This window comes from Paenibacillus radicis (ex Xue et al. 2023) (genome assembly GCF_024722015.1).
Lineage (GTDB): Bacteria > Bacillota > Bacilli > Paenibacillales > NBRC-103111 > Paenibacillus_S.
Map to the genome: position 1 here is coordinate 37,896 of NZ_JANQBD010000035.1, position 22,002 is coordinate 59,897.

Here is a 22,002-nt window from a genome sequence, read left to right on the forward strand (position 1 = left end):
ATAATCCTAAGCTGGTTAATGTCATGTTAAGACGGATGGGAGGCGGAGTTATGCTGCTGGAATGCTTTTACCACGTAGCTCAAAGCAATTGGGCGTATGCGTATGATAAAGAAACGATCCATTTGAGATTTAGAACAAAACGGGATGATGTGGAAGAGGTAGTGGTGGAAACGGGAGACAAATACGACTGGGAGCGTACATATTCAGAGTACCCGATGGTAAAAACCGCTGCGGACGGAATGTTTGATTATTGGGAAGTCCCGGTCAAACCGGAATATGGGCGTGTCTCCTACTGCTTTCGGTTGAGAGCCGGCTCGGAAACCGTTTGGATGACCGAGAACGATATTGCTCATGACCGCCCATTCCCGGCAGGGGGTTATTATGACTTCCCCTATATTCATGAGATAGATTTGAATATGGTACCCGAATGGGCTAAATCCGCTGTTTTTTATCAAATATTCCCTGACCGATTCTGCAACGGAGATCCCTCCAATGATCCTGAAGGCACAGCTCCTTGGGGCGAGCAGCCAACTTGGGAAAACTCATTTGGGGGCGATTTGCAAGGGATCATAGATAAATTGGATTATTTGACCGATCTTGGTATCAATGCCATTTATTTAACCCCAGTGTTTGACGCGCCTTCCAACCATAAGTACGATACTGTCGACTATAAAAAGGTTGATCCATCCTTCGGTGACAACGAGCTGTTGCGTAGGCTGGTCGATGCTTGCCATAGTAAAAATATTCGTGTAATGCTGGATGCGGTGTTCAATCATTGCAGCGAGCAGTTCCCGCCATTTCAAGATGTGCTGAAGCATGGGGAAAAATCTAAATATGCGGATTGGTTTCATATAGACAGCTATCCTCTAGAGGTTAAGGAAGGCCTTCCCAACTATGACACGTTTGGCTTTTTCGGCAACATGCCTAAGCTGAATACGGCCAATCCGAAGGTAAAGCATTATTTGCTGGATGTAGCCGAATTTTGGATTAAGGAAATGGGTATTGACGGATGGAGACTGGATGTAGCTAATGAGGTTGATCACCATTTTTGGAGGAATTTCCGCAAGGTGGTTAAAGCGGCTAACCCGGATGCCTATATTGTAGGAGAAGTATGGAATGATTCTTTGAAATGGGTGCTGGGCGACCAATTTGACTCCGTCATGAATTATCCTTTCTCCAATAAATTATTGGAATTTTTCTCACAATCCAGTATGGACGGCTTTACGTTTGCGAACAGTATGGGAGGGCTCTTAATGCGGTATCCCCAGCAAACGAATGAGGTCATCTTTAATTTACTATGCAGCCATGATACCCCCAGGGTGATGTCCCGAGTAGCAGAGGATAAACGTCGGTTAAAGCTGTGCGTTGTCTTTCTGCTTACATATATGGGTACACCTTGTATCTTTTATGGGGATGAAATAGGACTTACTGGAGACAATGACCCGGATTGCCGCAAATGCATGGAATGGGATCCCGAGAAACAGGACCGTGAGCTTTATGATTTCTATAAACTGCTAATTGGGCTGCGCCGCGGGAACGAGGTTTTGGTAAATGGAGCTTTCCGGTTTCTGAAGGCGGACCGCGGCGATCAAAGGATCATTTATGAGCGGATAGGCAGTGGGGAGCATTTTACGGTATGGATGAACAATACGGAGGAAGCAACACTGCTGTCTCACCCGATGGACACAGAAGATTGGTGCGATGCGCTAACCGGTGAGGAAGTCCGTCCCGTGGACGGCATGATGAATATTGAGTTGGAGGGGTTCGGCTACCGTATTTTGCGGCGCAGCTTGGACTAAGTCCTTAATCGGATTGATTTGTAAAAGAAAAGCCGGATAACCTTTTGAATAAGGAGGGATGTTAATGTTAGAGAAATCATTGAGCGAGGAGCAGGACAAGCATGACTTTCAGGAGAAGCTCGTAGATGAGCTGGAGAGCGAGAATGTACAACCGCTTAATGCTGAACAGTTAAAACGCGTCACTGATATGGTTAATGACTATAAAGGGCGCATTAAGACACATTTAATTGAGCAGCAGGAAAAACGAAGCAAGTGGTCAGAACGTCTGGCTGATCAAATTGCTTGCTTTGGCGGCAGTTGGGCATTTATCGTTTATTTTTCTGTGTTCTTGGCCCTTTGGATGATTTGGAATTTGGTTGTTATTCCTCTAAGATTCGATGATCCTCCGTTTATTTTACTTAATTTATTTTTGTCGACTTTATCCGCCTTTCAAGCCCCTGTTATTTTGATGAGTCAGAATCGGCAGGCAGCTCGAGACAAGCAGGAATCCGTATTAAGCTTCGCTATCAATTATCAGGCTGAGAAAGAAAACATTGATATTCAAAAACGACTGGACCGTATTGAGCGGCATTTAGACAAATTGGTGGGCAGACTCGAACCAGAAAAACAAGGGGACTGCAAGCAATCCGGTAATTTTTAAAGAAATGAGCAATAATTAACCAATTATATTGCGCCTCTTGAAGATGTAATCAATGGTAGGAACTGCCATCCGGGAAAAGGAAAATGTTTCAAAATCGGGCTTGTACGTTTAATAAAACCATACAAACGGACAATGGGAGGCAGATTCTAAATGACAAAAAAGGATTGTATTGCCATGCTTCTGGCTGGTGGAGAAGGTCGAAGATTATCCCCGTTTACTAAAAAACTGGCAAAGCCCGCCGTACCTTTCGGCGGCCAATACCGTATTATAGATTTTCCTTTAAGTAATTGCGCTAATTCGGGTATTCAAACTGTTGGAGTTTTGACCCAATATGAGTCAGAATCGCTGCACCGACATATCGGCAGTGGTGAGCCTTGGGGACTCAATAGGGAGAAGCAGGAAGGGGTATCCTTATTATCGCCTCTGACTACAGGTACGAATTGTTATACCGGCACAGCGGATGCGATCTATAAAAATATTAATTTTATCGATCAACATAATCCTGAGCATGTATTAATTTTATCCGGTGATCATATTTATTCAATGGACTACCGCTCTATCTTGGAGGCTCATAAACAGCATGAAGCGGATGCAACGCTTTCTGTTATGGAGGTTCCTTGGGCGGAGACTCACCGTTTTGGTATTATGAATACTGATGAAACTTTGCGGATCACTGAATTCAAGGAAAAACCAACCAAAACAACCAGCAACCTTGCTTCGATGGGTATTTATATATTTCGTTGGTCCTATTTACGGGAACAGCTTATAGAGGATGCCCGGAATCCTCGTTCCAGTCATGATTTTGGCAAGGATCTAATCCCCCGAATGCTGCAGCTTCAAGGAAAGCTTTATGCTTATGAATTCGAAGGGTACTGGCGTGATGTAGGTACAGTTAAAAGCTTGTGGGAAGCCCATATGGATTTACTTGGTGGACAGGCAGTAGATCTTCAGCCGATGGTCTGGCCAACCTATAGTCGCTCGCAGCATGCTGACGGATTGCTCTCCGTATTTCCGCAAAAGGATATTGTGGAGTCCTTGGCACATCGCAGCAGCGAAATCCATGGCAGCTTATACCGTACCGTACTATTCGCCGGTGTGAGGATAGGTGCAGGAAGCCAGATTCACGACAGTGTGCTGATGCCCAACGTATTAGTAGGTCGTGGTGTAACCATCTCTCATGCCATAATTGGAGAAGGTGCGGTTATTGAAGACGGTGCAGTTATCGAAGGCCATGAAGATGAAATCGCCGTTGTTGCTCCGAATGCTTTAGTGGCGCATCGCCCATATATGGATTCTTCCGAGGCGGAGAACGCGAATTCGCTCCATGCGTCCTATGATTCCCGTCAGCAATGGGCTATGCTGCACGGTTACAGCAATTAGCTAGCTGTTAAGGGAGGTTCTGGATATGGGAGAAGGAGAAGCGACTAAGGAACAGATTCAGCAGCGGCTGCAAGGCAAAGTAGCCCTTGTAACTGGAGGAGGCTCCGGTATAGGGAAAGCATCGGCACTGCTGTATGCCAGGCATGGAGCTAAGGTTTGCGTCCTGGACCGGGGACTGGATTCCGTCAAAGAGGTTCAAGAGGAAATCACGCTTGCGGGCGGCGAAGCCTATGCCATCAATGCCGATATATCGCGTCCGGAGGAAATGCAGCATGCAATGGATAGGGCTGTGCAGCATTACGGGCGGCTGGATATTGTGTTTGCTAACGCCGGTATCAATGGCGTTCTGAATGCCATTGAGCACATGAGTGTGCAAGATTGGGAACAGACGGTAGACATTAATTTGAAGGGAACCTTCCTGACGGTTAAATATGCGATTCCTTATCTCAAGAAGCAGGGAGGGAGCATAATTATAACCAGCTCCATTAATGGAAACCGCGTATTTTCCAATTTCGGCTTCAGTACCTACAGCACAACCAAAGCGGCGCAGGTTGCTTTTATGAAGATGGCTGCCCTGGAGCTGGCTCGATACCGAATACGCGTCAACGCCATTTGCCCGGGGGCCATCCATACCCGTATTGGTGATAATACTCATTTCATGCCTGAGGTGGATGAAATCCGTATTGCCGTTGAGTTTCCGGAAGGGGATCATCCGCTGGAACGAAATCCCGGATCGGCAGAGCAAGTAGCTGATTTGGCGCTGTTCCTCGCTTCTAATGAATCGTCTCATATCTCCGGTACTGAAATTTATATTGACGGTGCGGAATCGCTCCTGCGAGGATAGCTTCAAATTGGCATTATATAAATTATAAAGTCCCTAATGTATACAATCTTATGGATTGCATGCGTTAGGGACTTTTTCTCATCATGGAGAGGTAGAACTGCCGTTTATCTTGAAGAATAAGGTAGCTAAGGCATACCCTCATGGTCATTTTCTGCAAACGAAGCCGGGCTTGTTTCCTGTTCTTCGGCGGTTTCTTCCGTGGAAGGCATATCCTTTTTGCCGTAAAAAGAGCGGACACGGAGACCTTTAAGAGTAGAACTCATCTCAAAGAGCTTTTTGATTGCTCCTTCTTTGCTCATTGGCCCGTGAAGTATTTTTTTCTTATAAACAATGTAGTACTCATTCATATAACTTCCTCCTTGTGAAACGTAAAACCCATTTATGAGTGATTACGTAAAAAGCTGCCGCTTGGATCACTTTTTTTAATATAGTTACTTAATAAGCTGTGATACAATAAAAATATCGTTTTATAGCGGATTTTGAACTAATATGTAAGAAGATATTGAGATTAGCGCACTTAAAAAAGGCCATTCAAGCTGACGGGCTTTGCCGCTTAATGAGGAGTAACTAACAGCATGGGATACTTTCTACTTTTTCTTGCCATTTTATCATGGAGCTTTGTAGGGATACTAGTCAAAACAGCAGGAATAATGGTTGATAGCGCTACGATTACATTTGCCCGGTTTTCGCTGGGCATTGTTTTTTTGGGCCTTTTGCTTTTTTGGAGAGATAAGAAGCTGCGGATTCGTCTGAATCACAAATGGATTTGGATTGGAGCGCTGGGTAAGTGCTGCAATTATTATTTTGAGAACCTCGCTTTGTCGAGCGGGTATTCGTATGGGAATATACTAATCGGTCCGATCCAAACGGTTATTTTACTGCTGCTCTCCGCCTTTTATTTTAAGGAGCATGTTTCCAAACGGGGTTGGGCCGCTGCTGCCATCTGTATAATCGGAGTGTTGTTTATTAGCTGGAACGGTCAACCGGTTGGTCAAATAGTGTCAGGCAGTGGCTTCACCACCTTATTATTTGTCCTTTCCGCTGTAGGGACGTCCTTCCACGTCCTCAGTCAAAAAGTATTGATTCAGTCGATGGACTCTGAAAACATGAATTTCTCGGTCTTTTTCTGGTGCTCTCTGCTCATGGCTTTGCCGCTGCCTTTCCAAGCCCATGCAACCGGCCCGTTCAGTCTATGGGGTTTAGGAGCATTAGTTTTATTGGGATTGATTACCGGGCTTAGCTTCAATTGGTATGCCAAGGCTATGAAAAGGGTGAGCTTTGCCGTACTTATTCTGGTCGGGAACAGCAGTGTGCTGTTTTCGATTCTATGGTCCTACCTGTTCTTCCGTGAACCGATCTCGATATACATTATAAGCGGAGCGGCACTATTCATCGGCGGATTACTGCTCCTCAACTGGCCCTTAAAGCATGCGAAGCTGCGAAAATCATCGACTCAGGCTTAGCCCGGATATTAGGAGGGATTGGAATGACCGACAAAGAAGTTCGTCTGCAAGGGCTGCCCCCAGTCGTGAACGAAGCTTGTAAAACGCTTGTGCTGGGATCGATGCCAGGGGCGTTGTCTTTGAGCAAGCAGGAATATTACGGACATCCCCGCAATCATTTCTGGCCGTTGATATACAAGCTATACGGAGGCGGAGCCTCGCCAAATGACCAATATGGCGAACGTTTGGCCTTTGTATTGAAACACAAGATTGCACTGTGGGATGTGCTGGGGACATGCGTGAGAGAAGGCAGTTTAGACGCGGATATTCGAGAGCCTGAGGAAAATGATTTTGCAGCATTTTTTCGTGACTATCCGGCCGTGGAGAGGGTATTTTTCAATGGTCAGGCAGCGGAACAGCTATATCGCAAGCGTGTTTTGCCTGGGCTTCAGGAAATAGGTCTGGGCAAGGAGCTGCGCTATCGTACATTTCCTTCTTCGAGTCCAGCTAGAACGATGACGTTGGACGCCAAGCTGGCCATCTGGTGTGAGCTTGCTGATAATTAGAACAACAAGATGAACCATCCCCAATCTACATGACCATGAGTAGGTGAGGATGGTTTATTTGCTGTATTCCTGCAGTAAAGAGGCCTGAGATATGTGCAAAAAAAGGCTTCTCCACAGGAGAAAACCTCAGGCAGCCAAAACATTATTCATCCGGTTACCGCCTGGACGCGGATGATCGAAGCTTGGGAACCGCATGGAGAACTTTGTACGGAACGGAGAGTTCCGTTATTCCATCTGCCGCCTCCAATCTGGGGCGATAGCGGAAGTGGAAATTCCGTTATGTTGGCCGACTCGGGCATTTATGCACAAAAACAGAGTGATAACGGAACGGGCTGTTCCTTTATCACTCTGTTTTTTGGACTTTTCAGGCGATAGAGGAACAATTACTTCCGCATTGCCCTCAACTTCCGTTGATGCAGCAGTACTGGCGTGTTGGTTACCGCTTGTCGATATTTTTCTCAGCTGCTTCTAACTATTCTTCTTTAGTAATGGCGCCATTTAAGTTTTTGGTATTTTTCGTGCCTTCTACTGTATCGTTGACAAACTCCATATCCTGATTTTCGGCTTCCATGGATGCCGTTCCCTCGTAGTTGCCTTGGTGTTTTTTGTTCTCAGACATGCGTTTTAAGCTCCTTTGTTCCCCTATGGGATTATATTATTGAATAACGGTTGATCCACGGGACATGATTGCTTTCTAGAAAAAGCGGCATGGATCCCATGATTAAGCTTGCCTAATGGATGCGGAATTATTCCTTTTATTTGGAATCAATAGGAGGGAGGATGGTATACTAATTCAAAAAGGGGCAGGGGATGTAAGAGATGGCGAGACAAGTTAGCAGTGTGCCTTTCGGGTATGTGCCTGACAATGAACGAGAGGAGGCGCGCGGCAGCCTGTGGGTATACGACAGTTTTCGTGACTATGGCATGCAGCAGCTTCTACGGGTTGTAGGACTGGCGGAACAAAGGTCGATGGTGAAGATTGTATTCTATCCTTTGCATGAAGAGACATTGAGACGGATGGGAGAGAAGGGGGCTGAACCCTATTACCGCAGAGCAGACAGGCTGGAAGAGCTGCTGGATGAGGCTGATCCGTTAATAAATACGCATATTGACCTCTGGGAGGGTAGACGCAAAAAATATACGCCCATGGATACAGCATTTCGATTCTTGGCGGAGAAGTATAAGGGGCCTCATTTTGTTTATGTGACGGTGGATATGGCGAACACGATAGCGGCTTTTGATTCTTTTGAAGAGTGGATCAAAAAGCTTCGGCTATTCATTGATATGAAGCTGTCTCCGTCGGCAGCTTTACATCCTAAGCTGGAGGCTTATGTACACAGATGGGATGCCGTTGAGTAATGCGCCCTCAAAATAAATGGAAGCTTCGAATTATATAGGGCCCGGCAAGTGTTAGAGGAGGGGGCCATATATGAAAAAGACGACGTGGATCATAATCAGCTGCTTGTTTGTTGGATTGGTAGCTTATGGAGTTATGGGCTTTAGTGACAGTTCGGCTTCAGCCGAAATATCGAAGGAAACCAAGGGCAGCTTTGTTCGGTTAGAGGATGGGGCAAAGAAGCTCGTCGTAACGGTTGACGGAAAAGAAACCGCGTATACATTGTCTGCAACCGCATGGGTATACCGAAATATGCATAAATCAACGCTGGCTGAACTGCTGCCAGGAGATACGCTGGACCTTATTCTTAACAGCAAGGAGCAAGCGGCGTATATCAAAGCTTCCAGTCCGCAGACTGCAGCAGCACAGACGGAAGGAGGCAGGGCGCCGGGTGAAGCTCAGTCTTCCGCTTCAGTGCCAATCACAGCAGCAACGGTAAGCGATGAAGGCTTAGCGGCAGTCGACCCAGCCGTGGAAGGGAAAGCGGCTGGCCCTCAGCTGCCAGCTCAGTCTACAGATTCGGGAGCGAGTGGGGCAGCTGCACAAGGATCCGACAAGCCCAAAGGACCGGCAGGTGTGGCATCACAATCGCAAAAACCATCTGTATCCCAGCTTGGAGCCGGGCCCATCGAGAAGCTCTCGCTGGAATGGAAAAGCCGTGATCTTAAGCTGCAGATAAAGCTGGACTCGTCTGCACCAGGGAAAAACACGGAGCTGTATGTACAAACCAAGGAAAACGCAGTCATCCATTTGACGGGTGCTTCCGCGGACGCTTTCATTGGAATGCTGTTAAAGGGACTTCCTACGCAGCGGCAAGCATTCGAGCAAGCCTTGAAGCAAAGAATTGCCGGGGAATTCCATGTGTCGGATACGAAGCCGGAGTGGAAGCTGGATATTGTAGAGTGGCGCCAAGCCGGGAATAGCGCTTCTTCCTCAAACAAAGTGAAAGGCTACGAGAAAGACGAGCACGAGGGCAGCAGTAAGGATAAAGGCAAGGATACAGAAAAAGTTAAAGACAAAGAAAAAGACAAAGACAAAGAAAAAGAAAAAGGTAAAGATAAAGATAGAAGCAAGAACAGGGAGAATGATTAAGGGGATAATGAATCGGATGTAAGAACAAACAACCCGCTAAGAAGTAGGCATGCAGAGCCTGCTTCAGCGGGTTGTTTGTGTTAGTCGTCGTTCTTTTTTTTGCCTTTTCCCTTGGGGGGATTGTGATCTGAGTCCTGCTTGTACTTGGGCTCATCCTTCTTGAAGGCAGGTGATTGCGGATTGCTGCGGCCCTTGTCTTGCTGAATATCAGAAGAAGGAGGCTGCTGAAGCTTCGGCTGATAATCAGGCGGAATAGGGAACGGGACAGCGGGAGTGCCGCTTAGAGCCCGGCTCATAATCTCCCGGAAGAGTGATGCCGGTACTGCTCCACCGGAGGTGGTAAGGTAATGATTCCGGTCGGTCTGGTCATAGCCGAGCCATATGGCTGCGGTTAGCTCGGGTGTGAAGCCGACGAACCAGGCGTCCTTGGAGCCGTTGCCGCCAATATCGGCGAACTCCTTCGTAACGGGCAGCTGCGTCGTGCCCGTCTTGCCCGCTGCTGGCCGCCCAATTGCGGCGGCCTGACCCGTACCTGACTTTACTGCCTCCTGCAGCAGTAAAGTCAGGTCGTAGGCGACCGCCGGCCGCGTCACGGCCGCCGGCTTCGCCTGGGCCTCGACCAAGGGGAGTCCCTCCTTGGTCGTGACCTTGACGATGGCGTGTGCCTGCTGCATCACGCCAAGGTTCGCGATGGCGCCGTAGGCCTGCGCCATCTGCAGGGGAGACACGCCCTCGGACAAGCCGCCGAGGGCAATGCTCAAGCTGCGGTCGGCCGGCGTGAGCGGAATCCCCGCCCTGCGTACGAAATCGAGGCCTGTGTCGAGGCCGATTTCGTTAAGCAGCCAGACGGCGGGGATGTTCCACGAGCGGAGGATGGCCTCCTGCAGCGTGACCTCTCCGCGGGTTCGACCATCCCAGTCCCTGGGCTGGTAGCCCGCGATATTGAGCTCCCCGTCATATAGCGGGGAGCTGGAGGTGTAGCCGCGCTCAAGCGCCGGGCCGTACACCGCGAGCGGCTTGAATGAGGACCCCGGCTGGCGGCGCAGCTGGGTCGCATGGTTGAAGCCGCGGTATACCTGCGGTCCGCGCGTGCCAACCATCGCGCGGATACCCCCTGTGCGGTGGTCCAGTATCACCGCGCCGCTCTGCATCAACTGGTCGGGCTTACTCTCCGGAAACAAACTGTCGTTAGCATAGGTTTCCTGCAGTGTCTGCTGTACCAGCGGATCTAGGTCTGTGTATATCCGTAAGCCGGATGTTAGTACTTGTTCCTCAGTAAAACCGTACAGCGCCGCAGCTTCCTCTATAACATAATCTACGTAGGAGGGATATTTGCCTTTGAGCGATTCTTGATTATTTTGTTTAAGGGTGATCGGCATAGCGGAAGCCTGCTTATAAGAGGCATCGCTGATGAACTGCTGGTCCTTCATTAGCGTCAGCACCAAATTGCGCCGCTCCAATGCCTTCTCCTTGTTTTTTGCCGGCGAATAGGCTGTAGGCGCCTTGGGCAGCGCAGCGAGCAATGCCGATTCCTCAAGCTTAAGCTGCTGCACGGGCTTGGCAAAATATTCTTGGGCGGCGCCCTCCACGCCCCACCGGCCTTCTCCAAAATAAATGCTGTTTAAATATAACTCCAGAATTTCATCTTTACTGTATGTCATGTTGATTTTAAGAGCGTAGCCAGCCTCCTTCAGCTTTCTGCTGATTGTTTTGTCTGACTGCAGGAACATATTTTTGGCCAGCTGCTGGGTCAGCGTACTGCCTCCTTGCTGCAGTGACCCTGATCGCAGATCCCGTACCAATGCCCGTCCGATTGACCATAGATCAATCCCGGCATGCTCATAGAAGCGCTGGTCCTCCACAGCGATTACGGCATTGCGCAGCTCAAGCGGAATTTGCTCTAGCGGCACTGGAATGATTCGCGACGATGACAATTGGGAAGCTGCCTTCCCGCTGCGGTCCATAATAAGCGTCGGCTCAGGCAATGGATGCTCAAGCTTGCTGATGTCCAGCCCGCGAACCCAAATTGCGCCTCCTCCAGCCAAGAGCAAGCTGGTGAGAACCAGCGTACCGCCAAGCCACAGCCATGTGCGCTTGCGATTCATTCTTCTGAACCAACTGACTCGTTTGGCAGGCATATCCTTGCTGCTTCCAGTTTTGTTTTTCGTGATCATGTCCATCTGTTCCCGCGCTTTATCCGAGTAAGATCCGTCTCTGTAGACTCTATCTCTATCATCGTTTATTATGCCCTCTCTAGTTGTATTATCGTTGTCTTGCATCAACTGCACCCCCTGTACAAACTCCATTGTTCTCTTGCTGATGAAATTCAGGTATGCTAATTTATTCGTAGGTCAGGACGTTTTTCAAGCTGCATCTCTTAGAAAAAACAATCTTTCCGGCTTGAAACAAGGTAAACATTAGACTCAAAACGAATAGTACCGTATCGGAAAAAGGAATCGAGGGAGTGAGATCGTTGAAGGTTGATCGTTTGTTGGCAATTACTATGCTGCTGCTCAATCGCAAAAGAGTTAGCGCGGGAGAGCTCGCAGAACGCTTTGAGATCTCTCTGCGAACGGTTTATCGTGATTTGGAGAGCTTGAATCAAGCGGGAATTCCGATTGTCTCCTTTGCCGGAGCCACGGGAGGTTATGAGATCATGGACCAGTACCGACTGGAACGGCAATTCCTGTCTATGGAGGAGCTGCAGTCGATTATTATAGCGCTTAAGGGCGTACGTACTACACTAGAGGACCGGGATATAGGAACCCTGATGGATAAGGTGGGAGCATTGGTAGCTCGTTCTGAACATAGCGCGATGAATGAGATGAGCCAACAGCTGATGATTGACCTGAATCCTTGGCAGGGAGGAGAAGCCGACAAAGAGAAGCTGGCGGTACTCCGAGATGCGATTGGTCAGATGAGAATCATACGCTTCTCCTACACGAGCTCAATGGGAGATGATTCCGAGAGATTTTGCGAGCCGATGGGCGTTGTGCTGAAAGGTTACGTTTGGTATTTATATGGTTTTTGCAAGCTTAGGGAGGACTACCGGATTTTCCGTCTGTCACGGATTGGGCAATTAACGGTCACTTCAGATATTTTCCAGAGAAAGCAGCATACGCTGGAGCAGTTGGATTACCGCTGGAGTCGGCATAAGGATCGGGATCATGTCCAGTTAGTGCTGTTAATCCAGCCCAGGATGAAAGCGCGGATTCAAGATTATTTCAAGCCTGAGCAGATCGTTACGATGCCGGATGGGATGCTGCGCGTTACTTCCGTTCAGCCGGAGGAGCCCTGGTTGTACGGCATGCTGCTTAGTTATGGAGCTGATCTGAGAATAGTGGAGCCGGCTTCGGTAAGGCAGGCTGTTTTGGCGGAAGCCCAAAAAATTGTACAGATGTATGAACCAATCTTGACATAATGCTGTCAGGGTTGCTGGATTATTATGTAGATATGTAAGTGAATCCACCATTACTGAGGAGGCTATCAAACATGTTTACAACCGTGCAATCCTTTGTGGCAAGCTGGTCTATGGAGTCCGCAGCTACTCAACGTGTCATGGATGCTTTAACCGATGCATCTTTAGGTCAAGAAATTGCTCCCAATCACCGAAAATTAGGTCAACTGGCGTGGCATCTGGTGATAACGGTTCATGAGATGCTGTCACGCACCGGACTTACCTTCGATCCTGTAGCTGAAGATGAGCATGCCCCAGCTTCTGCAGCTGCTATCGCTGAGGCTTACCGTCGTGCCGGACAGGCAATGATTGCTGCCATCCAAACACAATGGACAGACGGGGACTTGAACAAAATGACCAATATGTATGGTGAGGAATGGCCAAACGGCTTGACGTTGCACATTTTTATCCAGCATGAAATCCACCATCGCGGTCAGATGACGGTGTTGATGCGTCAAGCAGGTCTGCGCGTGCCTGATGTTTATGGACCCACTCGCGAGGATTGGATCGAGCGCGGCTTGCAGCCTATGGTGTAATGAGCGGCGCCCACTCAATCAAAGTGGTTTAAACAAAAAGAACAGATCAAGACCCTGTATGGGCCTTAATCTGTTCTTTTTGTTTGAACCTATCTAACTTATTTATTGAAATTGAAGTATTGGTTTGCATTGTTGAACGAAATGTTTTGGATCATGCGGCCAAGTGTCTCCATATCGTCAGGAGCTTCGCCATTTTCAACCCATTGTCCGATCATATCGCATAACAATCTTCTGAAGTATTCATGTCTAGTGTAAGACAGGAAGCTTCTGGAGTCTGTCAGCATTCCTACGAACCGGCTCAATAAGCCCAGGTTAGCCAATGCTTTCATTTGCTCAAGCATACCGTCGATAGTATCCAGGAACCACCATGCTGCGCCCAATTGGATTTTTCCAGGGATACCGCCGCCTTGGAAGCTGCCGATGATGGAGCCTAATACGTAGTGATCCTTAGGATTCAAGGAATACAGGATCGTTTTTGGAAGCTTGTCTTCTGAATCCAACGCATCCAGCAATTTAACAATCGGATAAGCAACCGAATTGTCATTGATGGAATCGAATCCGGTATCAGGGCCGATTTTGTTAAACATACGGGTGTTATTGTTCCGGTGAGCATTGATGTGGAACTGCATTCCCCAGCCTAGCTCAGCGTACAGCTTGCCCATGAATACTAACGTGTATGTTTTGTATTTCATTTCTTCTTCGAGACTTACTCCATTGCCTTGAAGAGCTTTAGCGAAAATAGCTGCTGCTTCTTCTTTCGTTGTATCCGCGTAAGCTACGTAGTCAAGCGCATGGTCAGAAACCTTGCCGCCAACCGAGTCGAAGAAACGAATGCGGGACTCAAGAGCTGCAAGAAGCTGATCGTAATCGCTAATAGCTGATCCGTAAACTTCACCCAGCTTTTCAATCCATGGCAAGTAAGTTGCACGATTGATTTCAAGCCCTTTGTCAGGACGGAAGGATGGCAGAACGTCTACATCGAAATCAGGCAATTCTTTGATTTTGATGTGATATTCCAATGAATCCGTAGGATCATCGGTAGTGCAGATAACGCGAACATCGGATTTTTTGATCAAATCACGCGCGCCAAAGCCTTCACCGCTCAATTGAGCATTAACTTTTTCCCAGATGGCAGGAGCGTTTTTCTCATTAATGATATCGTATACGTCGAAAAAGCGCTGAAGCTCAAGGTGTGACCAGTGATAAAGAGCATTACCGATTGTTTCTGGAACGGTTTTGCACCATTCGAGGAAGCGGTCGTAGTCGGTTGCGCCTTCGCCGCCGGTTACATACTTTTCTTCCGCACCGTTAGCGCGCATAGCTCTCCATTTGTAATGGTCGCCGTACAGCCAAGCCTCGGTAATATTTTTGAAGGTTTTATTCTCATAAATTTCTTGAGGGCTTAAGTGACAATGGTAATCGATAATCGGCATTTCTTTAGCAAAATCATGATATAAACGGACAGCCGTTTCATTAGATAGAAGGAAGTTTTCATCCAAAAACTTTTTCATAATATGTGTGCACCACCCATTAGAATTATTGTTTTGCAGCGGGTATTATTTGCCCAGCAATTGGATGTGTTTACCGATATGGGAAATTAATGATTGCTCATAAGCTTCCTCTTCTTCGCTCAAGGTGCGGAAGAATTCATCTGCAAACAATGAGTTGCCTTGTGCATCCTTAGCTTGCAGCAAAATACCGTAAGTAATATGAATCAATTGACGTGCATTATCTTCATCCATATAAGCGCTGGACAAGTCAGCATCCTTCACTTGATCCAATGGAGCAATTTTGCTCAAATCAGTTGTAACATGGTAGTAAGCAGCTGCTTCATTAAAATGCTCCAAAGCGTATTGGTGCATTCTGCGGTACAGGTCAGGCTTCACTTTGGCAACCGTTCTTACTGCTTCCAGCCAGTTCGTTCCAGCCGTTTTTACGTGGAAACGACCTTTGGTGTATTTACCGATGATCGGGAATACGCTGAATTTGTCGCTGCCGGAGTGAATGCTCAGCTTGTATCCGAAGTCGTCAGCAAGACCGGCATGGATAACCATTTCTTTCTCGAATTGTGCGATGTCGCCGATGTAGTCGATTCCTTTTTGGAACTCGCCGATAAATCTTGGTGCCATGCTGTATACCGTTACTCCGCGGCTGTACAATTCCTTAGCGATCAAGAAATGAGCCTCAGGAGCTGTTGGGGATGGAGTTTCGTCGATAGAAATTTCAAAGTCTACGTCGCGGCCAAGGTTTTTGATATAAGTAACAAAGATATGCTCCATAAAGTCGACCGCTGCACCGTATACCAGTACGATTTCGACCAGGTTCTCTTTGCTGAAAGTAATGGAGTTTCCTGCAACCTCGAACGTTTGGTTCAAGTAACGGGACTCGTAATGATTGCGGGTTGCTTCAGGCAGCAGGTTGTACTTAGCTTCGCGCTCGGCTGCAGAGATGTTTTCTACGCTGTTGTCGATATTTTCAGAGCAGTCCAGAGTGATCATTGTGAAGCCAAGGTCCAGAGACATTTTGATGTCCGCTTCAACCTTCAAGTGGTCGCCGTCGGCGCCAAAGCCGTCTTTGTAGCCTTCTTGGAACACGGCAAATACGGCACCGTTCAGTACATCATTGTAATCGCGTTTGGTCAGCGTAATTTCACGGATACTTTGCTGCGCCAAAATCGGATGAATGTTTTTGCCTGCTACGGTTTTAATATGTCCTGAAGAAGCGATGCCCAGACGGTCGCCAAGACCGATAGTTGCAACTTGGGTACCGAATGCGCGAGGCACGGTGTAGTCGAAATATTTGTTCAATACCAAACGGTTCGCAGTAACTAGCGGGCATACTTTAACGCCGCCGTCGTTGTCGCCTTGCAGCTCGTCGAACAAAGGACCCTCGCCGGTTGCAAGAATATATTTGGTATTGTCGCTTTTAATCATTAGAAGTTGAACATCACCAGATTGTTCGAATGAATGCGGATACACTTTTACATTGTCTGTTGCAACAATACCCGTTACGTTACCTTGTTTCATGGCCTCGGCAATAGCTTGAAATTTACTCATTTTAAAAAAAGCCTCCCTCAACGTTGCAACGGTCACACAGGCAAAGCTGTGCCAGCTGTCAACTACATTTTAATACTTAAATAATAACGCAAAATCATATTAGTTTCTTCGCTTATCTTGTCCATTTTGGATATCTACATGCATATCTTGCTATGAAACCGCCTCCTTCTCTGTTACAATACAGAATAAGAAAGAATGAGTAATCTATTGTTTGTTGAGAGTGCTCGTAGCATCATCATAGCATGGAGTGTTCACGTGTGCAATTGAGTTTTGAGGCCAATAAGGAAGGAAAGCGGGTGGATCATCATGAGCGAAACAGTCTCTCTAACCTATGGGTCGGAGGAAGGCGATTTTTATATGCAGCATATTAAGAGAACGGAGCCATTCGAGAGGACGAATCATTTTCACGGTACCTATGAAATCTATTATTTATTATCCGGACAGCGTGCTTATTTTATTAAAGATCGATCCTACTTAATATCACCGGGGGATCTTGTATTTATAAACCGTCATGATGTGCATAAAACTTCCGATGTAGGACAGCCGGGTCATGAAAGAGTCGTTATCAATTTCAGCGATGCTTTTATAAGCAAGGACCATCCGTTGTATCATTCTTCATTGTTCGGTGTTTTCCAGCAGCCGGCTCATGTGCTCAGTTTGAAGCTTCAGGACCAGATTTTCGTTCAAACCATAATCGGCAAGCTGAACAAGGAGCTAAAGGAAGAAGCAACCGGATTCGAAACCTACATCAAGCTTCTATTGGTGGAGCTGCTGCTGTTCTCTAGCCGTTACGCTGAACGTCATGATGCCGTTCCTTTCGAGCATGCGAGCCCTTTGCATAAAAAAATATCCGAGATCGTCCAGTATATTAACAGCCAGTACCATCAACCTATGACTTTGTCAGGGATGTCCGAGAAGTTTTATATGAGCCCTTATTATATGAGCCGAACCTTTAAGGAAATTACCGGCTTTACGTTCATCGAGTACGTTAACATGACGCGCATTCGCGAGGCTCAGAAGCTTCTGCGGGAGACGGAACGCAAAATTATCGACATTGCCGATTCCGTAGGCTTTGAGAACATAGCTCATTTTGGCCGCATGTTCAAAAAGCTCAGTAAGCAGACCCCTCACGAATACAGGAAGCATCAACGTTAGTGGATGGAAGTATGAAAAGCTGAATACAAGGCGTGGCACACTGTTTTTCCAAGTGTCGCAAGCTGCACATAGAGAAACCCCGGCCAGTAAGCTCATCGCATACACCGGGGTTATATATCGTAGCAGGCTGTTGCTTTATTGAATCGGATCAGGTACCATTCCATTTTCCATGACTTGAGAATTGGTGGGCATGCTGGACATCTCTTTACCGAGCCGCTTCAGCTCCGCTGTATTATTGGATGCCATACGTCCGTTTTGAGCAACCTCAATCGGAATGCTGGCCTGTTTAGGCTCGTGACTGGATAAATACTGCTTAATTTCAGTTGCTACCTTGGAAGCAATATCCGTTGCTGTGGAGGGGATATCACCTTTATCCTTAAAGGAGGCTTCATGCAAATATACATCAGTCAGGCCGTTTTCAGCTGTTTGGGTGGGAATACAGTAAGTGTATTGCCCCGTGGTCATAGGGTCTCGAAAGGTTAGTTCGTAACTGGAACCGTTCTTAACGGTCGTTTGAGTAAATCCTAATGCTGTCAATGTTGTATGAACATGAGAAAAAGGGCGGGTTACGGTCTGGGATTGCTTCTTGCGTGTCATTGCCTTCACACTCCTTATAATTGTTGTGTGCGCATGCCAGAGGCACAGCCCCGTGATTATGGGTATGTAATATTACCCCGATAGGTTAGATTTGAAACTACTAGCAGCTTTTTGGACTCTGACGTTCATCTCCCTGAACCCCACTAGCTTAAGTAGATGCTGCTTGCTGCCTCATTAGATACAGGTTCCATTGCTCCTCGATTATTAGGCCGTTTTTGTTGGAAACGTTTGCCGTGTTATACTAGAGGCAGTATATGGATAAGTGGAGTGACGAAACTATGAGAATCAATAAATATATAAGTGAAACGGGTTTTTGTTCCCGCCGCGAGGTGGATAAATTAGTAGAAGCAGGTCGGGTAACTATCAATGGCCGGCTAGCTGAACTGGGGAGTCAGGTTGAGGAAGGGGATAAAGTTCTTGTAGACGGACGTCCTGTCAGCGAGAAGAAGCCTTCTGTATATATTGCTTTAAACAAACCTGTAGGTATTACAAGTACGACGGAAAGCCATGTGAAGGGGAATATCGTTGATTTTGTCGGGCATGCGGAACGGATATTTCCGATTGGCCGTTTGGATAAAGACTCAGAGGGGCTTATTTTACTGACTAATGACGGTGATATCGTTAATAAAATATTAAGGGCGGAGAACGATCACGAGAAGGAGTACGTGGTCATGGTGGATCGGCCGATTACCCCTATGTTTCTTAAGGGGATGGCAGGGGGGGTTCGCATCTTGGGTACAATGACGAACCCTTGTCAAATTGTCCAGCAGGGGGATCGGGTGTTTCGAATTATTCTCACTCAAGGATTGAATCGCCAGATTCGCAGGATGTGTGCTGCTTTCGGCTACGAGGTGCGGCAGTTAAAGCGGGTGCGTATTATGAACATACAGCTTGGAGGGCTGGCGACCGGGAAATGGCGTGACTTAACGAAGCAGGAGATGGATGAGCTGCTGCAGCGAATTGAACACAACCGGAGGTGAGGGGCTGCTTATGCAGCCCCATTAACTGTGAGTTAATAATAAAGCGCAGCTTCTGAGATCAAAGCGGCAAACTAAGAACAACTGTATTAGTACTAAATCAAAGGCTGCTATTGAATTTATAGCCTACCCCGCGAACCGTCTGGATATAGAGAGGATCTGCAGGATCCTTCTCTATCTTTTTGCGAAGATTACTAATATGAACAAGCAATGTACGGGTATCGCCATTGCTGTCCACCCCCCATGCTTCCTTATAAAGATGCTGAATCGGCACTACGCGACTCGGCTTTTTGGCAAGCAATGCGAGCAGATCGAATTCTTTGGAGGAAAGTTGAATCAAGGTTCCCTTTACCCACACATTACGCGTTAATAAATCAATCTCGAGACCAGGGAACGTCAGCTGCCCCAGCTCTTCTTTCTGCTGGTCCAGCTGATGCTTGCGCCGCAGATGTGCTTTAACCCTGGCAACAAGCTGGCTTGGGCTGAAGGGCTTGGTTACATAGTCATCGCCGCCGATACTCAGACCGAGAATAATGTCGGTATCTTCGCTTTTACAACTAAGGAACAGGATTGGAATGCTGTAAGTCTCACGCAGCTGTCGGCAAATTTCTATACCATCCATCCCTGGAAGTAGAATATCGAGAATGACAAGATCCGGAGTGAACTGCTCCATATATTCAAAAGCGCTAGGACCATTGTCCGTACTCAGCACTTCATAGCCTTCTTTTATTAAATACAACCGGATCAATTCGACAATTTCCGGCTCGTCATCAACAATCAGAATTTTTTCTTTTGCCACTTAGATATGATCCTCCTTTACCCTGATCTCAGATGCCTTGCCGGGTGCTCCTTGCATAATCATGCTACGATTAACGAAAGAATATTTTTGGGAGCCTATGTAATAATATAGGTAACATTCTGAAGAAAGAAAGTGGTATCCATTTCCAGATTATACTTTCATTATATATGGATTACTGCTATTTTTGCTATCCTTTTATTAACGGGTTGCAGTGCCCAACTGGGATTGGTAGAAAGACAACCCTACGCAGGGAAAGAGGCGGTACGAGGCGAGCTCGATCTTCGCGGATGGGATTTCAACAAAGATGGAAACGCCGTATTGTATGGCGAGTGGGGTTTCTATTGGTCCAATCTGCTTCAGCCGGAGCAGGCGCTTCTAACTGAACCTATTAGTGGGGAAGCAAAGCATTGGCTGCGGATGCCGCATTATTGGAATGCTTATCGGATGGGGGATCGGATGCTTTCGGGAAGTGGCTACGCTACCTTTCTTCTTAAAGTATCGATTGATCCGTCCTCTCGCGTACTTGCAATGGAGATACCTGCGATACTAACGGCTTTTAAAGTATGGGTAAATGGAGAAATGTTGGGTGAAGCCGGGAAAGTAGGCATGAATGCAGAGACTTCGATGCCGGGGTATAAGCCTCAATTAGTTTATTTTCCGCAGTCAGGAAATACGGAACTTAACATTGTGCTGCAGGTTTCAAATTTTGACCATCGGTTAGGAGGGGTATGGAGCGATCTGAAGCTCGGGGATGCTCAAAAGCTGTCTACTCATCACAATAATGATATGGGATTCGAGCTATTGCTAGTTGGCGGCTTGTTCGTTATGGGTTTTTATCAATTTGGCTTATTTCTGATTCGTACTAATGAACGAAGCTCGCTTTATTTCGGTACATTGTGCCTGCTGCTCGGGCTGCGCGCTTTGTTTGTTGGGGAAGGCTCGATCTATCAGCTATTTCCGAACCTTCCTTGGGAAACGGGGGTGCGAGTCATGTACCTGTGCTATTATTTAGCTATTCCTGTTGGTGTTCGTTTCTTTCATTCCTTGTACCCGGATGAAATGGGAAAGAGAGTTGTGCGCATTACCGGGTGGTTCGGGAGCCTGTTTGGGATGGGGGTCATTTTGCTTCCTACTCGAATCTTTACATGGACGCTGCAGACCTATCATTTAATCACAGTGTCCATATGCATTTATATCATGTTCTGTCTTTTAAAAGCATGTATGAATAAGCGAGACGGGGTTAGCTTCGCGGTTATCGGTCTATCTGTGTATACTTGCACAATAATTGTAGATATTGCCTATTACAATCAATGGATTTATGTAGGAGATGTATCGACCTTTGGACTGTTGTTTTTAGTTCTCATGACTTCTTTTATCATCAGCATGAAATCATTTAAAGCGTTTGCTGCTGTAGAGTCGTTGTCGCTTCAGCTTCAAGAGCTGAATATGGGCCTGGAGCAGAGAATCAAAGAGCGAACGACCGAGCTGGAAAACTCTAATGCCACTCTGGAGAAAATGAACACAGACCTTGGGCGGCTCGAAACATCCCGGCGACATTTGCTAAGCAATATTTCTCATGACCTGAGAACGCCAATGACTTTGATACAGGGTTATGTGGAAGCGCTCATTGATGGCGTTGTTGCTGATCCGGAGCAGCAGAATAAATATTTGCGCCTTATTTTGAACCGTATAAACGGGCTCAATAGGCTGATAGCCGATTTGTTCCAGCTTTCGAAGCTTGAGGCGCGGCAGCTTGATTTCAACATGCAGGAGATGTCGATCGAAGAATTTGTGGCTTACTATGGCGATAGATATGAAGTAGATGTGAAAAATGCCGGGGTTCGGTTCAATCATAATGCTTATATACCAATGCCTTTAGCAAGTAGTATTAGTGTTGTACGAATTGATATTGACAGGATAGATCAGGTGTTGACGAATATTATCTATAATGCCATCAAGCATACTCCTCAAGGCGGTTTGATACATTTGCAGTTTATAGTGGATGGACCCACGTTGGTAGTAAGGGTTAGAGATAACGGAAGCGGGATTGAGCCGGAGGATGTGCCGTTCATTTTCGATCGCTTCTATAAGAAAAGCAAATCCCGCAACACCTCCGAAGGAGGCAGCGGCTTAGGGCTCTCTATCGCTAAGGAAATCATTGATTATCATGGAGGCAATATTTGGGCGGAGAGCCAGATTGGACGTGGAGCCTGCATAAGTTTTATGCTGCCTCTTCGCACGCCCTCGCCATTGTAATATGGATTGC

The 22,002-nt window shown here is 47.0% G+C and carries 21 protein-coding genes; 14 read left to right on the forward strand and 7 right to left on the reverse strand.

Annotated features, from left to right (window positions below; all coding sequences use genetic code 11):
- Positions 1-50 precede the first annotated feature (50 nt).
- The 4 genes from NV381_RS33075 to NV381_RS33090 all read left to right on the forward strand — a co-directional run bounded on the left by NV381_RS33075 (position 51) and on the right by NV381_RS33090 (position 4,663).
- On the forward strand, positions 51-1,799 hold the full coding sequence (locus NV381_RS33075; protein ID WP_258217611.1) for an alpha-glycosidase: 1,749 nt from the start codon (positions 51-53) through the stop codon (positions 1,797-1,799).
- A gap of 64 nt (positions 1,800-1,863) precedes the next feature.
- Complete coding sequence (locus tag NV381_RS33080; RefSeq protein WP_258217577.1) at positions 1,864-2,439, forward strand: DUF1003 domain-containing protein; 576 nt, start codon at positions 1,864-1,866, stop codon at positions 2,437-2,439.
- A 150-nt stretch (positions 2,440-2,589) separates the two neighbouring features.
- Positions 2,590-3,819: a glucose-1-phosphate adenylyltransferase gene (locus NV381_RS33085; protein ID WP_258217578.1), complete on the forward strand. Its 1,230-nt coding sequence runs from the start codon at positions 2,590-2,592 to the stop codon at positions 3,817-3,819.
- 25 nt (positions 3,820-3,844) lie between these two features.
- Positions 3,845-4,663, forward strand: coding sequence for an SDR family oxidoreductase (locus NV381_RS33090; RefSeq protein ID WP_258217579.1), 819 nt, complete (start codon positions 3,845-3,847; stop codon positions 4,661-4,663).
- 125 nt (positions 4,664-4,788) lie between these two features.
- Here NV381_RS33090 and NV381_RS33095 read toward each other — a convergent pair whose 3' ends face one another.
- On the reverse strand, positions 4,789-5,010 hold the full coding sequence (locus tag NV381_RS33095) for a hypothetical protein (RefSeq protein WP_258217580.1): 222 nt from the start codon (positions 5,008-5,010) through the stop codon (positions 4,789-4,791).
- Positions 5,011-5,238: 228 nt separating this feature from the next.
- On the opposite strand from NV381_RS33095, the gene NV381_RS33100 reads away from it, so the two are divergent.
- The 3 genes from NV381_RS33100 to NV381_RS33110 all read left to right on the forward strand — a co-directional run bounded on the left by NV381_RS33100 (position 5,239) and on the right by NV381_RS33110 (position 7,046).
- A complete protein-coding gene (locus NV381_RS33100) occupies positions 5,239-6,126 on the forward strand; it encodes a DMT family transporter (RefSeq protein ID WP_258217581.1) in 888 nt (295 codons plus the stop codon).
- Between the two features lie 23 nt (positions 6,127-6,149).
- The gene (locus tag NV381_RS33105) at positions 6,150-6,671 is read left to right on the forward strand and encodes a DNA-deoxyinosine glycosylase (protein WP_258217582.1); all 522 of its coding nucleotides are present in this window, start codon (positions 6,150-6,152) and stop codon (positions 6,669-6,671) included.
- Positions 6,672-6,764: 93 nt separating this feature from the next.
- Positions 6,765-7,046: a hypothetical protein gene (locus NV381_RS33110; RefSeq protein ID WP_258217583.1), complete on the forward strand. Its 282-nt coding sequence runs from the start codon at positions 6,765-6,767 to the stop codon at positions 7,044-7,046.
- Between the two features lie 97 nt (positions 7,047-7,143).
- On the opposite strand, the gene NV381_RS33115 is transcribed toward NV381_RS33110, so the two are convergent.
- On the reverse strand, positions 7,144-7,290 hold the full coding sequence (locus NV381_RS33115) for a hypothetical protein (protein WP_171650237.1): 147 nt from the start codon (positions 7,288-7,290) through the stop codon (positions 7,144-7,146).
- Between the two features lie 200 nt (positions 7,291-7,490).
- Between NV381_RS33115 and NV381_RS33120 the strand changes: the two genes are divergently transcribed.
- Both NV381_RS33120 and NV381_RS33125 read left to right on the forward strand, forming a co-directional pair.
- Complete coding sequence (locus NV381_RS33120) at positions 7,491-8,030, forward strand: hypothetical protein (protein ID WP_258217584.1); 540 nt, start codon at positions 7,491-7,493, stop codon at positions 8,028-8,030.
- 70 nt (positions 8,031-8,100) lie between these two features.
- On the forward strand, positions 8,101-9,159 hold the full coding sequence (locus NV381_RS33125) for a hypothetical protein (protein ID WP_258217585.1): 1,059 nt from the start codon (positions 8,101-8,103) through the stop codon (positions 9,157-9,159).
- Between the two features lie 80 nt (positions 9,160-9,239).
- Here NV381_RS33125 and NV381_RS33130 read toward each other — a convergent pair whose 3' ends face one another.
- The gene (locus NV381_RS33130; protein ID WP_258217586.1) at positions 9,240-11,333 is read right to left on the reverse strand and encodes a transglycosylase domain-containing protein; all 2,094 of its coding nucleotides are present in this window, start codon (positions 11,331-11,333) and stop codon (positions 9,240-9,242) included.
- Positions 11,334-11,623: 290 nt separating this feature from the next.
- On the opposite strand from NV381_RS33130, the gene NV381_RS33135 reads away from it, so the two are divergent.
- Both NV381_RS33135 and NV381_RS33140 read left to right on the forward strand, forming a co-directional pair.
- Entirely contained in the window at positions 11,624-12,580 is a 957-nt protein-coding gene (locus tag NV381_RS33135; RefSeq protein ID WP_258217587.1) for a helix-turn-helix transcriptional regulator, read from the forward strand.
- A gap of 71 nt (positions 12,581-12,651) precedes the next feature.
- Positions 12,652-13,152: a DinB family protein gene (locus tag NV381_RS33140; protein ID WP_258217588.1), complete on the forward strand. Its 501-nt coding sequence runs from the start codon at positions 12,652-12,654 to the stop codon at positions 13,150-13,152.
- A 98-nt stretch (positions 13,153-13,250) separates the two neighbouring features.
- Here the strand turns inward: NV381_RS33140 and uxaC are convergent, their stop codons facing one another.
- Both uxaC and NV381_RS33150 read right to left on the reverse strand, forming a co-directional pair.
- Positions 13,251-14,663 (reverse strand): glucuronate isomerase, encoded by a 1,413-nt coding sequence (gene uxaC / locus NV381_RS33145; protein WP_258217589.1) that lies wholly within the window; start codon positions 14,661-14,663, stop codon positions 13,251-13,253.
- 45 nt (positions 14,664-14,708) lie between these two features.
- The gene (locus tag NV381_RS33150) at positions 14,709-16,208 is read right to left on the reverse strand and encodes a tagaturonate epimerase family protein (protein ID WP_258217590.1); all 1,500 of its coding nucleotides are present in this window, start codon (positions 16,206-16,208) and stop codon (positions 14,709-14,711) included.
- A 306-nt stretch (positions 16,209-16,514) separates the two neighbouring features.
- On the opposite strand from NV381_RS33150, the gene NV381_RS33155 reads away from it, so the two are divergent.
- Entirely contained in the window at positions 16,515-17,363 is an 849-nt protein-coding gene (locus tag NV381_RS33155; protein WP_258217591.1) for a helix-turn-helix domain-containing protein, read from the forward strand.
- A 135-nt stretch (positions 17,364-17,498) separates the two neighbouring features.
- Here NV381_RS33155 and NV381_RS33160 read toward each other — a convergent pair whose 3' ends face one another.
- A complete protein-coding gene (locus NV381_RS33160; RefSeq protein WP_258217592.1) occupies positions 17,499-17,960 on the reverse strand; it encodes a hypothetical protein in 462 nt (153 codons plus the stop codon).
- Positions 17,961-18,238: 278 nt separating this feature from the next.
- Between NV381_RS33160 and rluF the strand changes: the two genes are divergently transcribed.
- Positions 18,239-18,940, forward strand: a complete 702-nt coding sequence (gene rluF, locus NV381_RS33165; protein WP_258217593.1) for a 23S rRNA pseudouridine(2604) synthase RluF — start codon at positions 18,239-18,241, stop codon at positions 18,938-18,940.
- Between the two features lie 97 nt (positions 18,941-19,037).
- Here the strand turns inward: rluF and NV381_RS33170 are convergent, their stop codons facing one another.
- Positions 19,038-19,736, reverse strand: a complete 699-nt coding sequence (locus NV381_RS33170) for a response regulator transcription factor (RefSeq protein WP_258217594.1) — start codon at positions 19,734-19,736, stop codon at positions 19,038-19,040.
- A 225-nt stretch (positions 19,737-19,961) separates the two neighbouring features.
- Between NV381_RS33170 and NV381_RS33175 the strand changes: the two genes are divergently transcribed.
- Entirely contained in the window at positions 19,962-21,992 is a 2,031-nt protein-coding gene (locus NV381_RS33175; RefSeq protein ID WP_258217595.1) for a sensor histidine kinase, read from the forward strand.
- The last annotated feature ends 10 nt before the right edge of the window (positions 21,993-22,002 follow it).